Annotated in this window: 13 protein-coding genes, 1 tRNA gene and 1 pseudogene; 3 read left to right on the forward strand and 12 right to left on the reverse strand. The window is 39.4% G+C overall.

What is annotated here, in order from left to right:
• Positions 1-120: 120 nt before the first annotated feature.
• From D8849_RS10575 to D8849_RS00725, 3 genes are read left to right on the forward strand one after another with little or no spacing between them, the layout of a single operon-like run.
• Positions 121-252 carry an SPJ_0845 family protein gene (locus D8849_RS10575; protein ID WP_004234728.1) on the forward strand — a complete coding sequence of 44 codons (132 nt, stop codon included), beginning with the start codon at positions 121-123 and terminating at the stop codon, positions 250-252.
• Positions 253-1,158: a permease gene (locus D8849_RS00720; RefSeq protein WP_070478994.1), complete on the forward strand. Its 906-nt coding sequence runs from the start codon at positions 253-255 to the stop codon at positions 1,156-1,158. It abuts the gene before it with no gap.
• Positions 1,155-1,970, forward strand: coding sequence for a TIGR03943 family putative permease subunit (locus tag D8849_RS00725; RefSeq protein ID WP_125385881.1), 816 nt, complete (start codon positions 1,155-1,157; stop codon positions 1,968-1,970). The genes D8849_RS00720 and D8849_RS00725 overlap by 4 nt, the downstream gene beginning before the upstream one ends.
• Before the next feature lie 89 nt (positions 1,971-2,059).
• Here D8849_RS00725 and D8849_RS00730 read toward each other — a convergent pair.
• The 12 genes and pseudogenes from D8849_RS00730 to leuC all read right to left on the reverse strand — a co-directional run bounded on the left by D8849_RS00730 (position 2,060) and on the right by leuC (position 16,024).
• Positions 2,060-2,446: pseudogene (locus tag D8849_RS00730) on the reverse strand (type II toxin-antitoxin system death-on-curing family toxin).
• Between the two features lie 23 nt (positions 2,447-2,469).
• Positions 2,470-2,673 carry an AbrB/MazE/SpoVT family DNA-binding domain-containing protein gene (locus tag D8849_RS00735; protein WP_070843015.1) on the reverse strand — a complete coding sequence of 68 codons (204 nt, stop codon included), beginning with the start codon at positions 2,671-2,673 and terminating at the stop codon, positions 2,470-2,472.
• A 417-nt stretch (positions 2,674-3,090) separates the two neighbouring features.
• Positions 3,091-4,017 carry a bifunctional riboflavin kinase/FAD synthetase gene (locus tag D8849_RS00745; protein ID WP_125385882.1) on the reverse strand — a complete coding sequence of 309 codons (927 nt, stop codon included), beginning with the start codon at positions 4,015-4,017 and terminating at the stop codon, positions 3,091-3,093.
• A 143-nt stretch (positions 4,018-4,160) separates the two neighbouring features.
• On the reverse strand, positions 4,161-7,700 hold the full coding sequence (gene smc / locus D8849_RS00750) for a chromosome segregation protein SMC (protein ID WP_125385883.1): 3,540 nt from the start codon (positions 7,698-7,700) through the stop codon (positions 4,161-4,163).
• A complete protein-coding gene (gene rnc, locus D8849_RS00755; protein WP_033677334.1) occupies positions 7,691-8,389 on the reverse strand; it encodes a ribonuclease III in 699 nt (232 codons plus the stop codon). The genes smc and rnc overlap by 10 nt, the downstream gene beginning before the upstream one ends.
• Before the next feature lie 181 nt (positions 8,390-8,570).
• Positions 8,571-8,642, reverse strand: a tRNA-Arg gene (locus tag D8849_RS00760).
• Positions 8,643-8,707: 65 nt separating this feature from the next.
• Complete coding sequence (locus tag D8849_RS00765) at positions 8,708-9,694, reverse strand: GMP reductase (RefSeq protein WP_000931175.1); 987 nt, start codon at positions 9,692-9,694, stop codon at positions 8,708-8,710.
• A 172-nt stretch (positions 9,695-9,866) separates the two neighbouring features.
• Positions 9,867-11,171 (reverse strand): McrC family protein, encoded by a 1,305-nt coding sequence (locus tag D8849_RS00770; RefSeq protein ID WP_125385884.1) that lies wholly within the window; start codon positions 11,169-11,171, stop codon positions 9,867-9,869.
• Positions 11,158-13,080 carry an McrB family protein gene (locus tag D8849_RS00775; RefSeq protein WP_185756187.1) on the reverse strand — a complete coding sequence of 641 codons (1,923 nt, stop codon included), beginning with the start codon at positions 13,078-13,080 and terminating at the stop codon, positions 11,158-11,160. The genes D8849_RS00770 and D8849_RS00775 overlap by 14 nt, the downstream gene beginning before the upstream one ends.
• Positions 13,081-13,231: 151 nt before the next feature.
• Positions 13,232-14,011 carry an L-threonylcarbamoyladenylate synthase gene (locus D8849_RS00780; protein ID WP_084924272.1) on the reverse strand — a complete coding sequence of 260 codons (780 nt, stop codon included), beginning with the start codon at positions 14,009-14,011 and terminating at the stop codon, positions 13,232-13,234.
• 27 nt (positions 14,012-14,038) lie between these two features.
• On the reverse strand, positions 14,039-14,632 hold the full coding sequence (leuD, locus tag D8849_RS00785; protein ID WP_125385885.1) for a 3-isopropylmalate dehydratase small subunit: 594 nt from the start codon (positions 14,630-14,632) through the stop codon (positions 14,039-14,041).
• 9 nt (positions 14,633-14,641) lie between these two features.
• On the reverse strand, positions 14,642-16,024 hold the full coding sequence (gene leuC, locus D8849_RS00790; protein WP_125385886.1) for a 3-isopropylmalate dehydratase large subunit: 1,383 nt from the start codon (positions 16,022-16,024) through the stop codon (positions 14,642-14,644).

A 16,024-nucleotide genomic window follows, 5' to 3' on the forward strand; every position in this document is an offset into this window, starting at 1 on the left:
ATCATAGTGTATATTAGGATATATCACGCTCTATTATTCGTTAGATCCTCAATTTTAACTTTTCCCTTTTCCTTAAAATAATAGTATAATAGAGGTAGAATTTAGAATCGAGGTGCACCTATGGCTGTAAAATTTACAAAAACGGATGACTTGGACAAGATGTTTGAAGAGTTTGCGAAACTCCCTGATTTGAAACAAGTCACTTTCCCTGATGACAAAGAGAAAAAAGCCAAAGCAGAAAAGAAAAACTAGATGACTGCTTTCCAACAACTCCCGTCTAGTGTGCTTCAGACTGGGGCTATTTTTCTCTCCATTATCATTGAAGCCCTACCCTTCGTTCTGATAGGAAGTATTGTCTCAGGACTGATTGAGGTTTATATCACACCTGACAAGGTTTATCATTTTCTCCCTCGAAATCGTTGGGGGAGAATCTTTTTTGGCACCTTCGTCGGGATGCTTTTTCCCTCTTGTGAATGTGGAATTGTCCCCATTATCAATCGTTTTCTGGAAAAGAAGGTTCCCAGTTACACAGCCGTTCCCTTTCTCGTAACAGCACCTGTTATCAATCCTATTGTTCTCTTTGCGACCTATTCTGCCTTTGGCAACTCCTTCCATATCGCCCTTTTACGAGCTCTTGGTTCTATTCTTGTAGCTGTGATACTTGGGATTTTTCTGGGATTTTTCTGGCAAGAATCGATTCAAAAAGAAAATCGTTTGGCCTGTCATGAACACGATTTTTCTCACTTGAGACCTGCAAAAAAAGTTTTTCAGGTCTTTGTGCAAGCCATTGATGAATTTTTTGATACGGGGCGTTATTTGGTATTTGGTTGTCTCTTCGCCTCTATAATACAGGTCTATGTTCCGACACGGATTCTGACCTCTATCAGTGCGACCCCTCTTTTTGCCATCCTACTCTTGATGCTTTTGGCCTTTCTTCTTTCTCTCTGTAGTGAGGCTGATGCTTTTATCGGAGCTTCTCTTCTCTCGAGTTTCGGCTTGGCACCAGTTCTGGCCTTTCTCGTCATTGGTCCAATGCTGGATATCAAAAATATTCTCATGATGAAAAATTACTTGAAAGCACGATTTATCAGTCACTTCATAACGATTGTGACTCTTGTCGTCTTAGTGTATTCTCTCTTGATTGGAGTCATCCTATGATTCGATTTTTAGTTTTAGCTGGCTATTTTGAACTGACCATTTATCTCCATCTGTCGGGCAAATTAAACCAGTACATCAACATGCACTATTCCTATCTGGCCTATATTTCCATGGTGCTTTCCTTTATCTTGGCTATTGTTCAATTGTATATCTGGATGAAGCAAGTCAAAACCCACAGTCATCTGAATAGCCGATTGGCGAAGATGACAAGTATTGCTCTTTTGTCCATTCCGATTGTCGTCGGCTTAACTTTCCCAACTGTTAGCTTGGATTCTCAGACCGTTTCTGCCAAAGGCTACCATTTTCCTTTATCAGAAGGCACGGATCAAGCCATTCAGACCAGTGAAGGAACGACAAGCCAATATTTGAAACCAGATACCAGTTCTTATTTTTCAAAAGCAGCTTATGAAAAGGAAATGCGAACTGCGGCGGATAAATACTTGTCCCAAGATAGTATTCAGATCACTAATGAAAACTATATGGAAGTCATGGAGGCTATCTACGACTATCCAGATGAATTTGAGGGCAAGACAGTCCAGTTCACAGGCTTTGTCTATAATGACCCCAGTCATGCCAATAGCCAATTTCTATTCCGCTTCGGCATTATCCATTGTATCGCAGATTCTGGTGTCTATGGATTGCTGACCAAGGGAAATACCCGTCAGTATGAGAATAACACCTGGATAACAGCCAAAGGAAAACTGGTCAATCACTATCATAAAGAACTCAAACAAAACCTCCCAACCTTGGAAATCTATAGCTTTACCAAAGTCGATAAACCAGAGAATCCCTATGTTTATCGCGTGTTTTAAAAAGAGACAATATCAGAGTTTCTGCATTACAGAATTCTAATATTGTCTCTTCATTTTTTCTTATGCTCATTTCAATCCAACATACTAGCTTATTTTTTAATTTTTTCTCTAATAAAATGTTGAGAAACCCATTTAGAATAGCTTATCATTTTTTCATCAGTTAAAGCTCCTACCACTATAGTCACACACATATCAGCAGCTTCTTCCGCAGAAAAAGAAAAGTGATAACCATTTAATTGTAAAAATTGAACCAAAACATAAAAGGCTGTTCGCTTATTGGCATTGGCAAAAACATACTTCTTTATCAATCGGACAAATAATATTGTTGCGTTATCAAAAATTGTTGGATAAAAAGGTTTACTAAAACCAAATTATTCTGGTAAGTTCACAATCATATTTAACGCTGAAGGACTAACTGTTTGAATTTGCTTATTTGGAGAATACCGTTGAATTACTAAAGCATTGATTTTTTCAATTTACTCTTCCGTTAAATATACTGTCATTTTTCCACCAAAGCTTTGAAAACTTCATCGTATTCATCAAAAATTGTATCCAGTTTTAAATCAAAGGCATCATCAGAAACATAAGAAATCTGATGTCCAGACTCTTCAGGAATAAAGATAATTTCGTCACTTGGAATATTGAATTCACTGGGAATCGTAATGGTAATTGAATTTCCTTGTTTTCTTGTTTTTACTGCCATATGATTTCCTCCTTTGAAGTATTGTAACAAATAAGTACGGTAATTACAATGATAGTGTAAAACTGCTATCTCATCTCAAATCTTAACCAAAATACTTCTGCATAAGTGATTTTTTCAAGGTTTCCAATTCTTCCAGAGATTTTTGAATTGTCAATTATGATTTTTCTCTTTATGTCATATATTAAATATTTGTTAGTGGATTTGCGTTACCTTCAGTCCAAAGCATTTCCCACAACTGATCAATTTTATTTTTTAATTCACCTGTAATCATATAATCTCTTTTCTTTATTTTTTAAAGTTATTAATATCCCTATTTTAACAGATTTCGAACAAAGCTTCAATTAGGTTTATATCTGTAAGAATTTCTTCCAAAAATAAAAAAAGCAAACACAAAATATGGTTCACTTTTTAAACATCCTACTCTCCATCCTTCCAATTCCAAGCAATTTCTTCATCTTTCTGGAGTTGATCTACCAGTTCTTCAACAGAGTCAAATTTGACCATTTCACGGACACGGTCTAGCCAGTAAACAATAACTGTTTCACCGTAAATGTCATCTGAAAAATCAAAAATATTGACTTCAAAACGTGGCTCTTCTCCATCGAAAGTAACATTTTTCCCGACACTCGCCATTCCACGATATCTTTTACGCTGCACTTCGATATCGACTACGTAAACACCATCTGCTGGCATATAGGTTCGATCTCTTAAAACTAAGTTTGCTGTTGGATAACCGATCGTACGTCCACGAGCATTCCCATGAACAACCATTCCACGTGATGGTAGAGGGGTGCCAAGTAAATGAGCAGCTTCTCTGACATCTCCATCCAGAATAGCTTGACGAATACGAGTAGAACTAATTTTCCCCTTTTCATCCTCAACAGGAGGAACAATGATGATTTCTCCATCAAAATAATCCTTCAAATCATCCGCAGTTTTCTTATCAGAACCAAACGTGTAATCAAATCCCGCTACAATAATCGCTGGTTTTAAAGCTCTAACATAAGTATCAAAAAACTCTTGTCCCGTTAAACTAGCAAATTTACTACTAAAGTCAAGTAAGAAAAGAGCCTCTACTCCATGCCATTTCATCTTATGTTCTCGTTCTTCATGGCTAACAATATGAAGCATTAATTCTGGCTTGTACGGTTGCAAAGCAAGCTTAGGGGACTCTGTAAAGGTCATCACGACAACTGGTAGATAATCTTTCATAGAAGCCTTGCTAGCTACTTCAAAAAGCTTCTGATGTCCCTTATGAATACCATCAAAATAGCCTAATACAAGAACTGTTTTATCAGGTACTGCGATATCTTTTTCATTTTTTATAGGTACTGTTGTAATCATGAAACTATTATATCATAGAGAAAGCCTTTTCGCTAAAAGGAAAGCCCAAATGTCGTTTTTTGCCCCTGAACTGACCTTAAAAAATCATTCAAGATGTTAGTTTTAAAAAATAGCATCCCCTAAGAGATGCTATCGTTTGGTAACTAGTCTACTGTTTCTTCCAAATCTTTTAACTTTACCGAAACAATTTTTGAGACACCTGATTCTTGCATAGTCACTCCATAGATAGAGTCGGCCGCTGCCATGGTTCCTTTACGGTGGGTTACGACGATGAACTGGCTGTCCTTATCAAATCGATTGAGGTAATCCCCAAAGCGTTTGACATTAGCTTCGTCCAGCGCAGCTTCCACCTCATCCAAGATAACAAATGGGATAGTCTTAACTCGAATGATAGAGAAGAGCAAAGCAAGAGCTGATAAGGCTTTTTCACCACCACTCATGAGGTTGAGAGACTGGATTTTCTTACCTGGAGGTTGAACAGAAATCTCAACCCCAGCTGTCAGCAAGTCTCCCTCAGTCAAAATGAGGTCCGCCTGACCTCCGCCAAACATCTGCTTGAATGTCGCTTTAAAGGACTCACGAATGGCTTCAAAGGTTGATTTAAAGCGTTCCTTGACCTCATCATTCATCTCTGTGATAGTCTCAAGGAGCAGATTTTTCGCTGACAAAATATCATCTCGCTGACTATTTAGGAAATCCAGACGATTGTGAACTTCTTCATACTGGTCAATAGCTTCCAAATTGACAGGACCCAGCGAGCGAATAGCCTTCTCTAAATCTTTAACCTCTTGCTCTGCCAGATTGAGGTTTTCCAATTCATGTGCCTTTTCTAGTGCTTCAGTATAGCTAATCTGATACTGATCTGTTAATTGGCTTTGTAAATGGCGCAAGCGCTCGCTGACCTTTTCTTTCTTAGCTTCAGCACGTGTTTGCTTGCGAATCCACTCTTCATTCTGCTGGCGAGCCTGATCCAAATGACTAGCAATATCATCCAGTTGACCTTCAATATCATCCAACTCAAACTGCTTTCGAATCAAACCTTGTTGGAGATTTGTTTTCTGAATTTTAGCTTCTTCGGCCTGTTGACTGAGCAAATCCGTATCAACTTTCTCAAGATTGTCAACCTTTTCTTGAAGAAGGCGCTGGATTTCCTCTTGTTCGATATCTAAATTGTCCAATTCTTTGCCTAAACGCTCAATATCAGCTACTTCATAACGTTTTTGCCCTTGTAGTTCTGTCTTAAGCAGGCGAGCTTGCGCTACCTCTTCCTGCAAATTTTGATAGCGTTCTTGGATGGCATTTTTGTTTGACTTAATTTCTTCAATCTCAGCTTCCAGATTTTGCTTTTCACTGGCAATGGTAGCAAGGCGCTCTTGGCATTTTTCCTTATCTGCTTGCCAATCTCCGTCAGAAAGACGATCTAATTCCTCTTCTTGGAGTTTCCAAAGAGTTTCCAGTTCTTCAACTTGCCGACTGGTCTGCTGATAAGCGAGGGACAAGCCCTGCTCCTGAATACGAGCCTGCTCTCCTTGAGATTTGATGGCTTCTAATCTTTCTGTCAATGAAGCCATCTGGTCTTGCAAGGTCTTCAAAGATGCTTCTTCTGAACGAAGACTTGCTTCTTCTTCAGCAATTTCTTTTTGTAATTGCTCCAGTTCTGGCTTGATAAAAATACTGTTGTTCTGGCGATTGGCTCCACCTGCGTAAGAACCACCTGTGCGAAGTTCTGTCCCATCTAATGTCACCATACGGACCTGGTAACGAACCTGGCGAGCCGCTGCACGAGCATGTTCTACGGTATCAAAGATAGCCGTCGTAGCTAGCAAGTTCTTGAAAATGGCTTCCAGTCTAGTATCGAATGTCACCAACTCATCTGCCATGCCCAGAAATCCTGGACTTACAGCGATAGCATCTTGATTCTGACTAGAAATCGTACGCGCCTTAATAGTGGTCAAAGGAAGGAAGGTTGCACGACCGGCTCTGTTTCGTTTAAGGAAATCAATAGCTTTGGTTGCCGACTCTTCATCTTCTACGATGATATGCTGACTACTTGCCCCTAAGGCAATCTCTAGGGCAGTTTGATAATGCACATCAAAAGTCAGGTGCTCACTGACTGCACCAATAATACCACCAAGGCGATCTTTTTCTTGGAGAACACTCTTAACACCTGCATAAAAGTTACTGTGATTTCTAAGGATATTTTCCAAACTTTTAGCTCTAGCCTGCTTGTTTTTGAGATTATCCAGACGATCAAAGAGTTGACTTTGTTGAGCTTGATAGGAAGTTTTCTGTTCCTCTTGCTCCTTGGCACAGACTTGATAGTCAGCCAATAATTTCTGAACCTGCTCCTTGGCAGTTTCAAGCTCTTCTTTTTGCTGACTAGCCTTCTCTTTAGCTGTAGCCAGCTGTTCTTTCAGCTTTTGTAGTTGATCTGCTTGTTTTTGAGAAAGCTGACGACTATTTTCCAACTCGTTTTCGATACGGGTCAACTGGTTTGAGACATCTGCTTCTTCTTGTAAAAGCGCCACAAAGCGTTCACGTAAAATCTCAATCATCTGATCAGGATCATCTGAAAAAGCTAGCAATTCAGCTTCTAGTCGATTGAGTTTTTGATTATTTTGGACTAGATTTTCCTCTAAAAGTGCTAAAGAGCTTTCTTTATCAGATTTTTCTTGGCTGAGTAAATTTCTCTTATCCTCCAAAGCAGCCAAACGAGCTTGTGCTTCCTGTTGGTTCAGGGCTACTTGCTCAGATTCTAATTTCGATAGGGCTAATTTTCTCTCTAAATCACTAATCAGACTGGTCAAATCCATCAAACTGCCTTGGTCTTTGGCCATTTCAGCCTGTAAATCTTGACGTTGCTTCTTGAGATTCTGATTTTCTTCTTCTAATTTTTCACGCTTTTGGTAATAACTCGTCAATAGTCCCTGAACCTGAACCAACTCTTCTTCTGTCAACTCTAGTTCAGCCTTATTTTCCTTGATTTGAGCAACTAAAACATCCAAGTAAATAGCTTTACGTTGGCCTTCCAAGTCTAGAAACTTACGAGCATTTTCAGCTTGCTTCTCAAGAGGCTTGATTTGATTGTCCAACTCATAGATAATGTCTTCTAGACGATCCAGATTATCCTGCGTTTGCTGCAGTTTACTCTCAGTTTCTTTTCTGCGAGTCTTGTATTTTAAAACTCCAGCAGCTTCTTCAAAAATAGCTCGGCGTTCCTCAGGCTTGGAGTTGAAAATCTCCTCAACCTTCCCTTGGGAAATGATGGAGAAGGAATCTCGTCCCAATCCAGTATCCAAGAAAAGATCATGAATATCACGCAGACGGACTTTCTTGCCGTCAATCTTGTATTCGCTATCACCACTACGATAGATATGACGTTCTACCCTGATTTCTTGACCTGCATCCTTGATAAATCTGTCATTATTATCCAAAGTCACAACTACAGAAGCATAATTGAGCGGTTTGCGACTTTCTGTTCCAGCAAAAATGACGTCCGGCATCTTGCCCCCACGGAGACTCTTAACACTTGACTCCCCCAAAGCCCAACGCAGACTTTCTGTAATATTGGACTTTCCAGATCCATTGGGTCCAACAACTGCCGTCACACCTTGGTCAAAAACGACCTTAGTCTTGTCAGCAAAAGACTTGAATCCCTGAATTTCGATTTCCTTTAAATACATGAATCCAGCCCTTTCTCAACGGCATTTTTGGCAGCTTCCTGCTCTGCTAGTTTCTTAGAACGACCTTGACCTTGACCGATGCTCTTACCTTCAACCAGAACTTCTACATCAAAAACCTTATCATGGGCAGGACCCGTTTCAGAAATCACCTGATAACGAATAGCCACATCGCCATTGACCTGAAGTAACTCTTGGAGATGGGTTTTGTAGTCTGTAATCATCTCAAATTCGCCTGCTTCAACCTTAGGAATCATGACTTGATAGATAAATGCCTTAACCTTGGCCACATCCTTGTCCAAAAGAAGGGCACCAAGAAAGGCTTCAAAGGCATCACCAAGAATGGTGTCACGATTGCGCCCACCAGACTTTTCTTCCCCTTTACCAAGTTTGATAAACTGATCAAACTGGCAATCACGTGCAAAACCAGCCAAACTCTCCTCGCGGACAATCATAGCACGGAGTTTGGACAAATCACCTTCAGGTTTTTTAGGATATTTTTTATACAGATATTCTGAAATCAATAACTGTAGAACAGCGTCTCCTAAAAATTCCAAGCGTTCATTGTGTGAAATTTTTAAGAGGCGATGCTCATTGGCATAACTCGTATGAGTAAAGGCAGTTTCCAGTAAATTTTTGTCTGCAAATTCGATTGCAAAATGGTTTTTAAGTACAGTTTGTAATTCTTTCATACCAACCTCTTTCTAACTGATAACAGTCCTTTTTATTATATCAAAAAAAGCCTCCGGAGTCACTCTAAAACGGGACTGGAGGGGATTTGCGCATTCTTTAGAATGAGATTTCAGTTTTTGGGTTAAACTTGGGGAAGAATAAATAAAAAAGCCCTGTTAAAGGCTTTTTAGGATGTTTACATCCACCCTGAGGGAATCGAACCCCCATCTCAAGAACCGGAATCTTACGTGATATCCATTACACTAAGGGTGGAAACTTGTTTTATTATAACAGAAATTTGCTCTAATAACAAGTTTTTTCTAGTGAGATAGGCCGTCTTAGTGGGAAGCATCCCCATTCCAGATGGAGTTTTTCACGATAACATAATCAACATGTTTAAGGTCAGCAACTTGACGTCCACCTGCATAGGAAATAGCACTTTGAAGGTCTTGTTCCATCTCAGTTAAAGTGTCTTGCAGATGACCTTTAGCAGGAAGCAAGATACGTTTGCCTTCCACATTTTTGTAAGCTCCCTTTTGATATTGTGAGGCTGAACCGTAATATTCTTTGAACTGTTCACCATCGACTTCAATCGTTTTCCCTGGACTTTCAATATGTCCTGCAAAGAGGGAACCAATCATGACCATGCTGGCACCGAAACGAATAGACTTGGCAATATCACCATGAGTACGAATTCCTCCATCAGCGATAATCGGTTTACGCGCAGCCTTGGCACACCAGCGTAGAGCAGCCAACTGCCAACCACCTGTACCAAAACCAGTCTTAACCTTGGTGATACAAACCTTACCAGGACCGATTCCGACCTTAGTAGCATCCGCACCAGCATTTTCCAATTCACGCACCGCTTCTGGTGTTCCTACATTTCCAGCAATGACAAAGGTATCTGGCAATTCTTTCTTGATGTGTTGAATCATAGAAATCACGCTATCCGCATGACCATGGGCAATGTCAATCGTGATGTACTCAGGAGCATCAGCCTTGAGCTGGCTAACGAAATCATACTCGTAGTCCTTAACACCAACAGATATAGAAGCAATGAGCCCTTGCTCGTGCATGCGTTTAATAAAAGGAATGCGTCCTGCCTCATCAAAACGATGCATAATGTAGAAGTAACCACCTTTAGCCAGTTGCTCTGCTACATTTTCATCCAAAATTGTCTGCATATTAGCTGGCACAACAGGTAGTTTAAAGGTGTGATTTCCTAGAGTGACACTTGTATCTGCTTCTGCACGGCTTTTAATGACACATTTATTTGGGATCAATTGAATATCTTCATAATCAAAAATTGGAAATTCATTTAACATATCGATGTCTCGTTTCTTTTGTAATGACCTACCTATGCTCTCGCATCACTACGCCTTTTCCGACGTTTCCTTAATTCATTATAAACTAAAGTACAGTTTTTGTCAAATAATTTTACAAATTAAAAACCATTGTTCGGATTTTACTTATATCAAAGACAAAAAAGTGGAGAGATTATTTTCTCCCCACTTCTTTAGTAATATTCCTTTTAAAAGTTTCTTCAGAGTTTTCCATCATTTCACAAAATTCACGATAAGATGAAGACTTCTGAGGGATTTGGATAGACCATTTCTTCAACAAAGCTCCATAACCTGCTAGCTTTCCTATCTCATTATCAACAACCTTGTCCTTGCTCGGAAAAACAAGACCAGCCTTCTCAGCTTTCAAAATATAAGAATAGGAAATCAGCTGGAATAAGTCCTCACGGTTGATCCCTTTTTCAGTGAACTCTAGTTTTTTATATTTAGCATCTAAAACGATTTTTAACTCTTGATTATAAAAATCTGGATATACTTTCCGTTTCCCAACAGAAAATACCGAAATACCACCTAGTTTTTCTTTATTACGTGGATGGATGAAATCTTTTGGTAACAAAGTATGAACATACTCTTCCCAAAGCCAGGCAACATCAAAAAGAATACCGTGGATTTTTTGCTCTTGGTATCCTAAACCATTCTTTTCTCTATTTAGGATCATCAGGCAAAGCTCTTGCAACTTTCTGTACTCTCGAAAATAAGCATGACGAAGAGGTTTGGTTTTATTTATTCTGATAAATTTAGCACGATCGGCTAATTTATAAGAAGGGGTTACACGCGTAACTTCAGCTATAGTTTCACGATTATTATCGAGTATAACTCCGAAACTTTTTTGAGTCTTTATATACTCAATAGTATGCCGAATCAGCTGTATGAGTGGATTATCATAGGTAAACTCTCTAGTGGTATAGGCAATATTCCCTACAAAAGGAACATTATTCTTAAGATGATTTCCTACATCTATCACTCCCTTTACATGACTGTCGTTATGAGAAAATCTCTGGTATTCCTTATAAAGACCTTTTCGAAGAGCAGCTTGCAGGTACTTTGGAAAGAGGTAAACCAAGAGTTGATAGAGTTTATCTTCAGGAGATAGACCGACATCCAAACTAGTCAGATTGATATTGAGAATCTTTTGTAAAAGATAATGTAAAAAATAGTCGTCACTTTCATCAGAAAAACGAGAAGAAATCATCAATCTTTCCTGATCACACCCCAGAAAACCAATCACATTACCTGTCTTAATTTCCTGATTGACTGTTTCAAAAATCTTTTGGTCCTTATCCAAATCAGGAGTATGAGTCAAATCATTTGGAAAAATAAAGATATTGTCCTCTTTAGAAAGGTTATCCAGTGTTCTATCAAGAAGTGCTTGACTTAGTTTGGGATATTCTGCGACAAAGTTTTCTTTAGCAATTCTATGCTGATTATCAGTGATTCGCATCATTATCACCAGTATCTTGGGGTTCTGTTTGCTCGTTATTTGTCAGATCAAATGCATTTTTCAATGTTTCCAGAGTTTCATCCTCTTCATAAGAACCCCGTAAGTAATCTTCCAAAAGCGGTTTAAGGTAATCAGACCAAAGTAATTCATAGTCAAAATCTACATCCTTCAACTTAAGGAAATAACTTGGTCCGATATGATAATGACTGTTTAACTCCTGAACATTTTCGATAGCAGCATTTAAGTTTCTTAAACGTTTTTTCGCTTCTTCTGCTTCATCACCGAGAACATCGTCTAGCATACCAACTTGACTCTCGGCAGTAACTTCAACAAAACGGAAGCGACGACGCATAGCAAAATCAAAGGTGTCCACCGAGCGGTCAATATCATTCATTGTTCCGATGATGTAAACATTTTCGGGGATATAAAACTTTTCGTCAGTTTCGTGTAGATTTGCATATTGGGTAGAAACACTTCCCTTTTCACCACGATAGCCAGGGTCAATAGAGAAAAAGAGTTCACCAAAAATCTTAGAAATCTCACCACGGTTGATTTCATCGATGATGAAGACAAAATTCTTGTCTGTGTTGATCTCTGTTGGAGAGATATAGTCTTTCAAACCAAATCTTTTCTTTAAAATTTCAAGGACTTTTTTTCCTTCACTCTTATAATACTTTTGTTTGTCATAATTCGGATTTTTATAAAGTTCGTATACATAATTCCTAGATAAACTCCATCCTGATGTTCCCTTATCGTAATTAACGGATAGGTTTTGTCTGCTATTTACTGAGAGGTAAGAACCCTTTGTTAAATACTCTTTTTCATCCGAATTATTTATATAGGCTAGGTAACAATCCCAAGCTTCATCAAAATTGTCTTGTCCTCCAGTTTTCTGAGCTTCTTTCGCCCTCTGACAGAACTTCTTAAAAATACCATCCTCTAGCTTAAACTCAATAGCTCCATCCCCATTTGATGCCGGTCTCAGCCCCTCTACAAAATCCGTATAATCATAAGATGGGTGAAACTGTACAAAGCCGATTTGGTCTTCGTTGCCACCCGTTAACTCCATAGCAATTTCTTTAGCAAGATAAGTTTTTCCTGTACCAGGTGCACCTCGGAGGATTAGGTTTTTGGATTGTAGTAGAGTTTGACTCAATGGGTGATAAACCTTATATTCTGCAGACATTTTTTCTTCTTTCTTTTCTTTATCGTCTAGAAATTGTGTTGAATATTCAAATAAAATGCTTCCCAAAATTGAAGATTCTAGTTCAGGATAGGTTTTAGAAAATAGTTTACAAATCTCATGATTCTGACGATAGGGTCCTCCTTGATTACTTTGAGGAATCAACCTATTCCAAAATTCATTCTGACTATTCATATTTACTCCTAAAAAAGAATTGTTCTCAGAATAAATACAAAGTAGTTTTGTCACCACAGCAGAACGACCAATAAATTCATTTGTGGACTTTTTCATATCAAATATAGGATTGTCAAAATCAAGTTTACTACCGATTTGAATAATCTGATACAGATCTCTTTTTAGTTTATTAAAACGTTGCTCCAATTCAGATATAGGAATGATTTTATTAGTTTGATTTTTATAGCTTTGGGTATCCTCATTCCAATAAATACCAAATTTTGAAGAGCCTCCTCCTCCAATACCTAAAAATAAAGATTTGTATTTCCCCCTCTCAAGACTATAGCAAAAAGAATTACTTTTAGCACCTTTCCCAATAACATAATCATCAATAGACATGGTTAAAATTCTATCAAGTGGCCACTCTTTAAGAAATTCTTCACGTAATTGTTCATTGTAAATACTATATTTAGATGCATCTTCTCTTAGTCTTATCTTATTTTCTTGGTACCAAGCATAAAAATCATCCAAACTAATTTTTCTTTTCAGCATCAATCTTACTCCTTTTATAATAATGTTCGAATAAAAAACTATATATTTCATATATAGAATATCATACCCTATAAAAAAAGAAAAGAATTTCTAAAGAAAAGCCTAGTGTAGAGTAGGGTATTCCCTCATAACACTAGACTTCTTTTTTATCTTAATAATACTCTCCCTGACGGTAGTCCCATGAGTTAAAGGTGTCTGACAGGTGCATCATGATTTTATCAATGTCAAGCCCTTTGCGGATTACAACTGGAGCTGGTGAAGTTGAGCGTGCTCCTCCTTGTTCTGGGATGAGTTTACCGTCTTTATCAACCATAGAGACCATCACACCTTGCTCGTAGCGAGTTTCAATCGTTTTGTCAGGCTGGATTGATGCCACGTAGTCGTCTGCTTCGATGACAAGGTCTACAGCTTCTTCGATACGTTCTCCGATACCTTCTACCTTACCACGGTTTCCTTTTCCAGATGGGTTAGCTGATGAGGCATAAACCATCTTGCCTTCTTCCCAAAGTTTGGCAGCCAATTGTTCACCAGCTTTCCCGAACTTGATAACGAAACAGCTAGTACCACGCACGTCAGTCATCAGCTCTTCACGACCATCACCGTATGCTTTTAGTTTTTCAAAGGCTTCAGGTTTCCATGGAAGGATACAACCAAGAAGAATATCTTCATCCCAATGTTTTTGGTAAAAGGCTTCAATTTCTGGATTGAGTTGTGCTAAAGCACGGAGCTCATCCATGCTACCACAGAGAACGACACCTGGTTTGTTACGATTGCGTTCTTTGGCTGCGAACTTACGCTCAAGTCCTGCCTTGTCACTAGTCATGATGATGTAACCAACTTTTGTAGGGCAAACAATACAACCGCCCTCACCTTTTAAAATGTCATAGCCTTCTTGTGAAAGTGTTCCGTTCCATTGAATGTGTTTTGTCATAGTTCTATTTCCTTTTCTAATTTTCTTCTAATCCTGCCAGTAGGCTGGTCGTTGTTTTTCATATGCAGCAATCAAATCTTCATACTGCAAGGTAATACCGATATCATCCAAACCATTTAAGAGTTTGTGTTTCCATTCGCTATCGATTTCAAAAGTGAATTCTCCAATTGGTGAGATGATTTTTTGTTGTGCCAAGTCCACAGTTACCAGATCGCTTGGTTGTAAATGGGATAATTTCTCTCTAACTTCTCTGGGCTGAACAATAGGCAACATACCATTATTGAGTTCATTATTGTAATGAATATCTCCAAAAGACCCTGCAATTACGACTTTAAAACCATAGTCAGATAGAGCCCAAGCTGCGTGTTCCCTCGAAGAACCTGCGCCAAAGTTATCCCCTGAGATGAGAATACTAGCTTTCCGATATTCAGGTCGGTTAAAGACAAAGTCAGGATCCTCAGTATACTTCTCGTCCAGATAACGCCAAGCATACATGAGGTACTTACCAAAGCCTTTTTTATCAATTAACTTGAGAAACTGCTTGGGTAGGATTTGGTCGGTGTCAATGTTATCATTCATGAGAGGAACAGTCGTTCCCGTATAAACTGTAAATTTCTCCATATCCTCTCCTTACTGGGCTTCTGGCATTTGCCGAACATCTACGAAACGCCCTGCAATAGCTGCCGCAGCTGCCATGGCTGGACTGCAGAGGTGGGTCTTAGCACCAAATCCCTGTCTGTCTTCAAAGTTGCGGTTACTGGTTGAGGCGCAGTGGACACCATCAGGAACCTTGTCAGGATTCATCCCTAGGCACATGGAACAACCTGGGTCTCTCCACTCAAATCCAGCATCTAGGAAAACCTTGTCCAAGCCCAATTTCTCAGCAACTCGTTTGACAGGACGAGAGCCTGGAACCACGATAGCCGTTAAGTTGGGAGCTATTTTCTTTCCTTTAACAAACCGAGCAGCCAGCTGTAAATCGCTGAGACGAGCATTGGTACATGAACCGATAAAGATATAACCCAGCTCAATATCTGCTGGCTTTTGACCTGGTTCCAAGTCCATGTAATTGTAAGCTCGCTCATCATTCATATCCTTAATTTCTGGGAAACTACTATCAAAGTCAACCCCCATAGCAGGATTGGTGCCCCAGGTCACCATAGGAGCTAGGTCTGAAACATCCATCTGAATAACCTTATCGTAAACGACATCATCATCACTGACAATTGTTTTCCAATCCGCCACAGCCTCTTCGAAGTCTTCTGGAACACACTCACGTCCCTTGAGATAGTCATACGTGGTTTGATCTGGGTTCATGATTCCCATCTTAGATCCAAACTCGATGGACATATTGCAGATGGTCATTCGCTCTTCCATGCTCAGTGCATCAATAGCCTGTCCACGATACTCCACGACATAACCAACACCACAAGCAACGCCGTACTTGGCTATCAAGGCTAAAATGAAGTCCTTGGAATAAACTCCTTTTTGAGGAACTCCAGTGAATTCTACCAGCATTTTCTTGGGTTTGACCTGCCAGAGGGTCTGGGTAGCAAAAACATGCTCAACTTCACTGGTCCCAATTCCAAAGGCGATAGCTCCGAAAGCCCCGTGGGTTGCCGTATGACTGTCTCCACAAACGATGAATTTTCCTGGTTGGGTCCGTCCTGTTTCTGGACCAACCATATGAACGATTCCCTGCTTTTCAGAACCGTGGGCCGCATGCTCAATTCCAAACTCTTCAACATTCTCAGCTAGCTTATCAATTTGCGCTTTAGAAATTACATCTCGAATATCATAGATATTGACCGTTGGTACATTGTGGTCAAAGGTACCAAATGTCAAGTCTGGCCGTCTCAATCTGCGACCTGCATCTCGCAATCCTTGAAAAGCCTGAGGGCTGGTCACTTCGTGGATATAGTGCTGATCCACATACATGAGTTGGGGCTGCCCCTCTTCTCCTGTGATGACATGGCGGTCCCATAATTTATCAAAAATCGATTTTCCTGCCAT

It is taken from the genome of Streptococcus mitis (genome assembly GCF_003942765.1).
GTDB lineage: Bacteria > Bacillota > Bacilli > Lactobacillales > Streptococcaceae > Streptococcus > Streptococcus mitis_BE.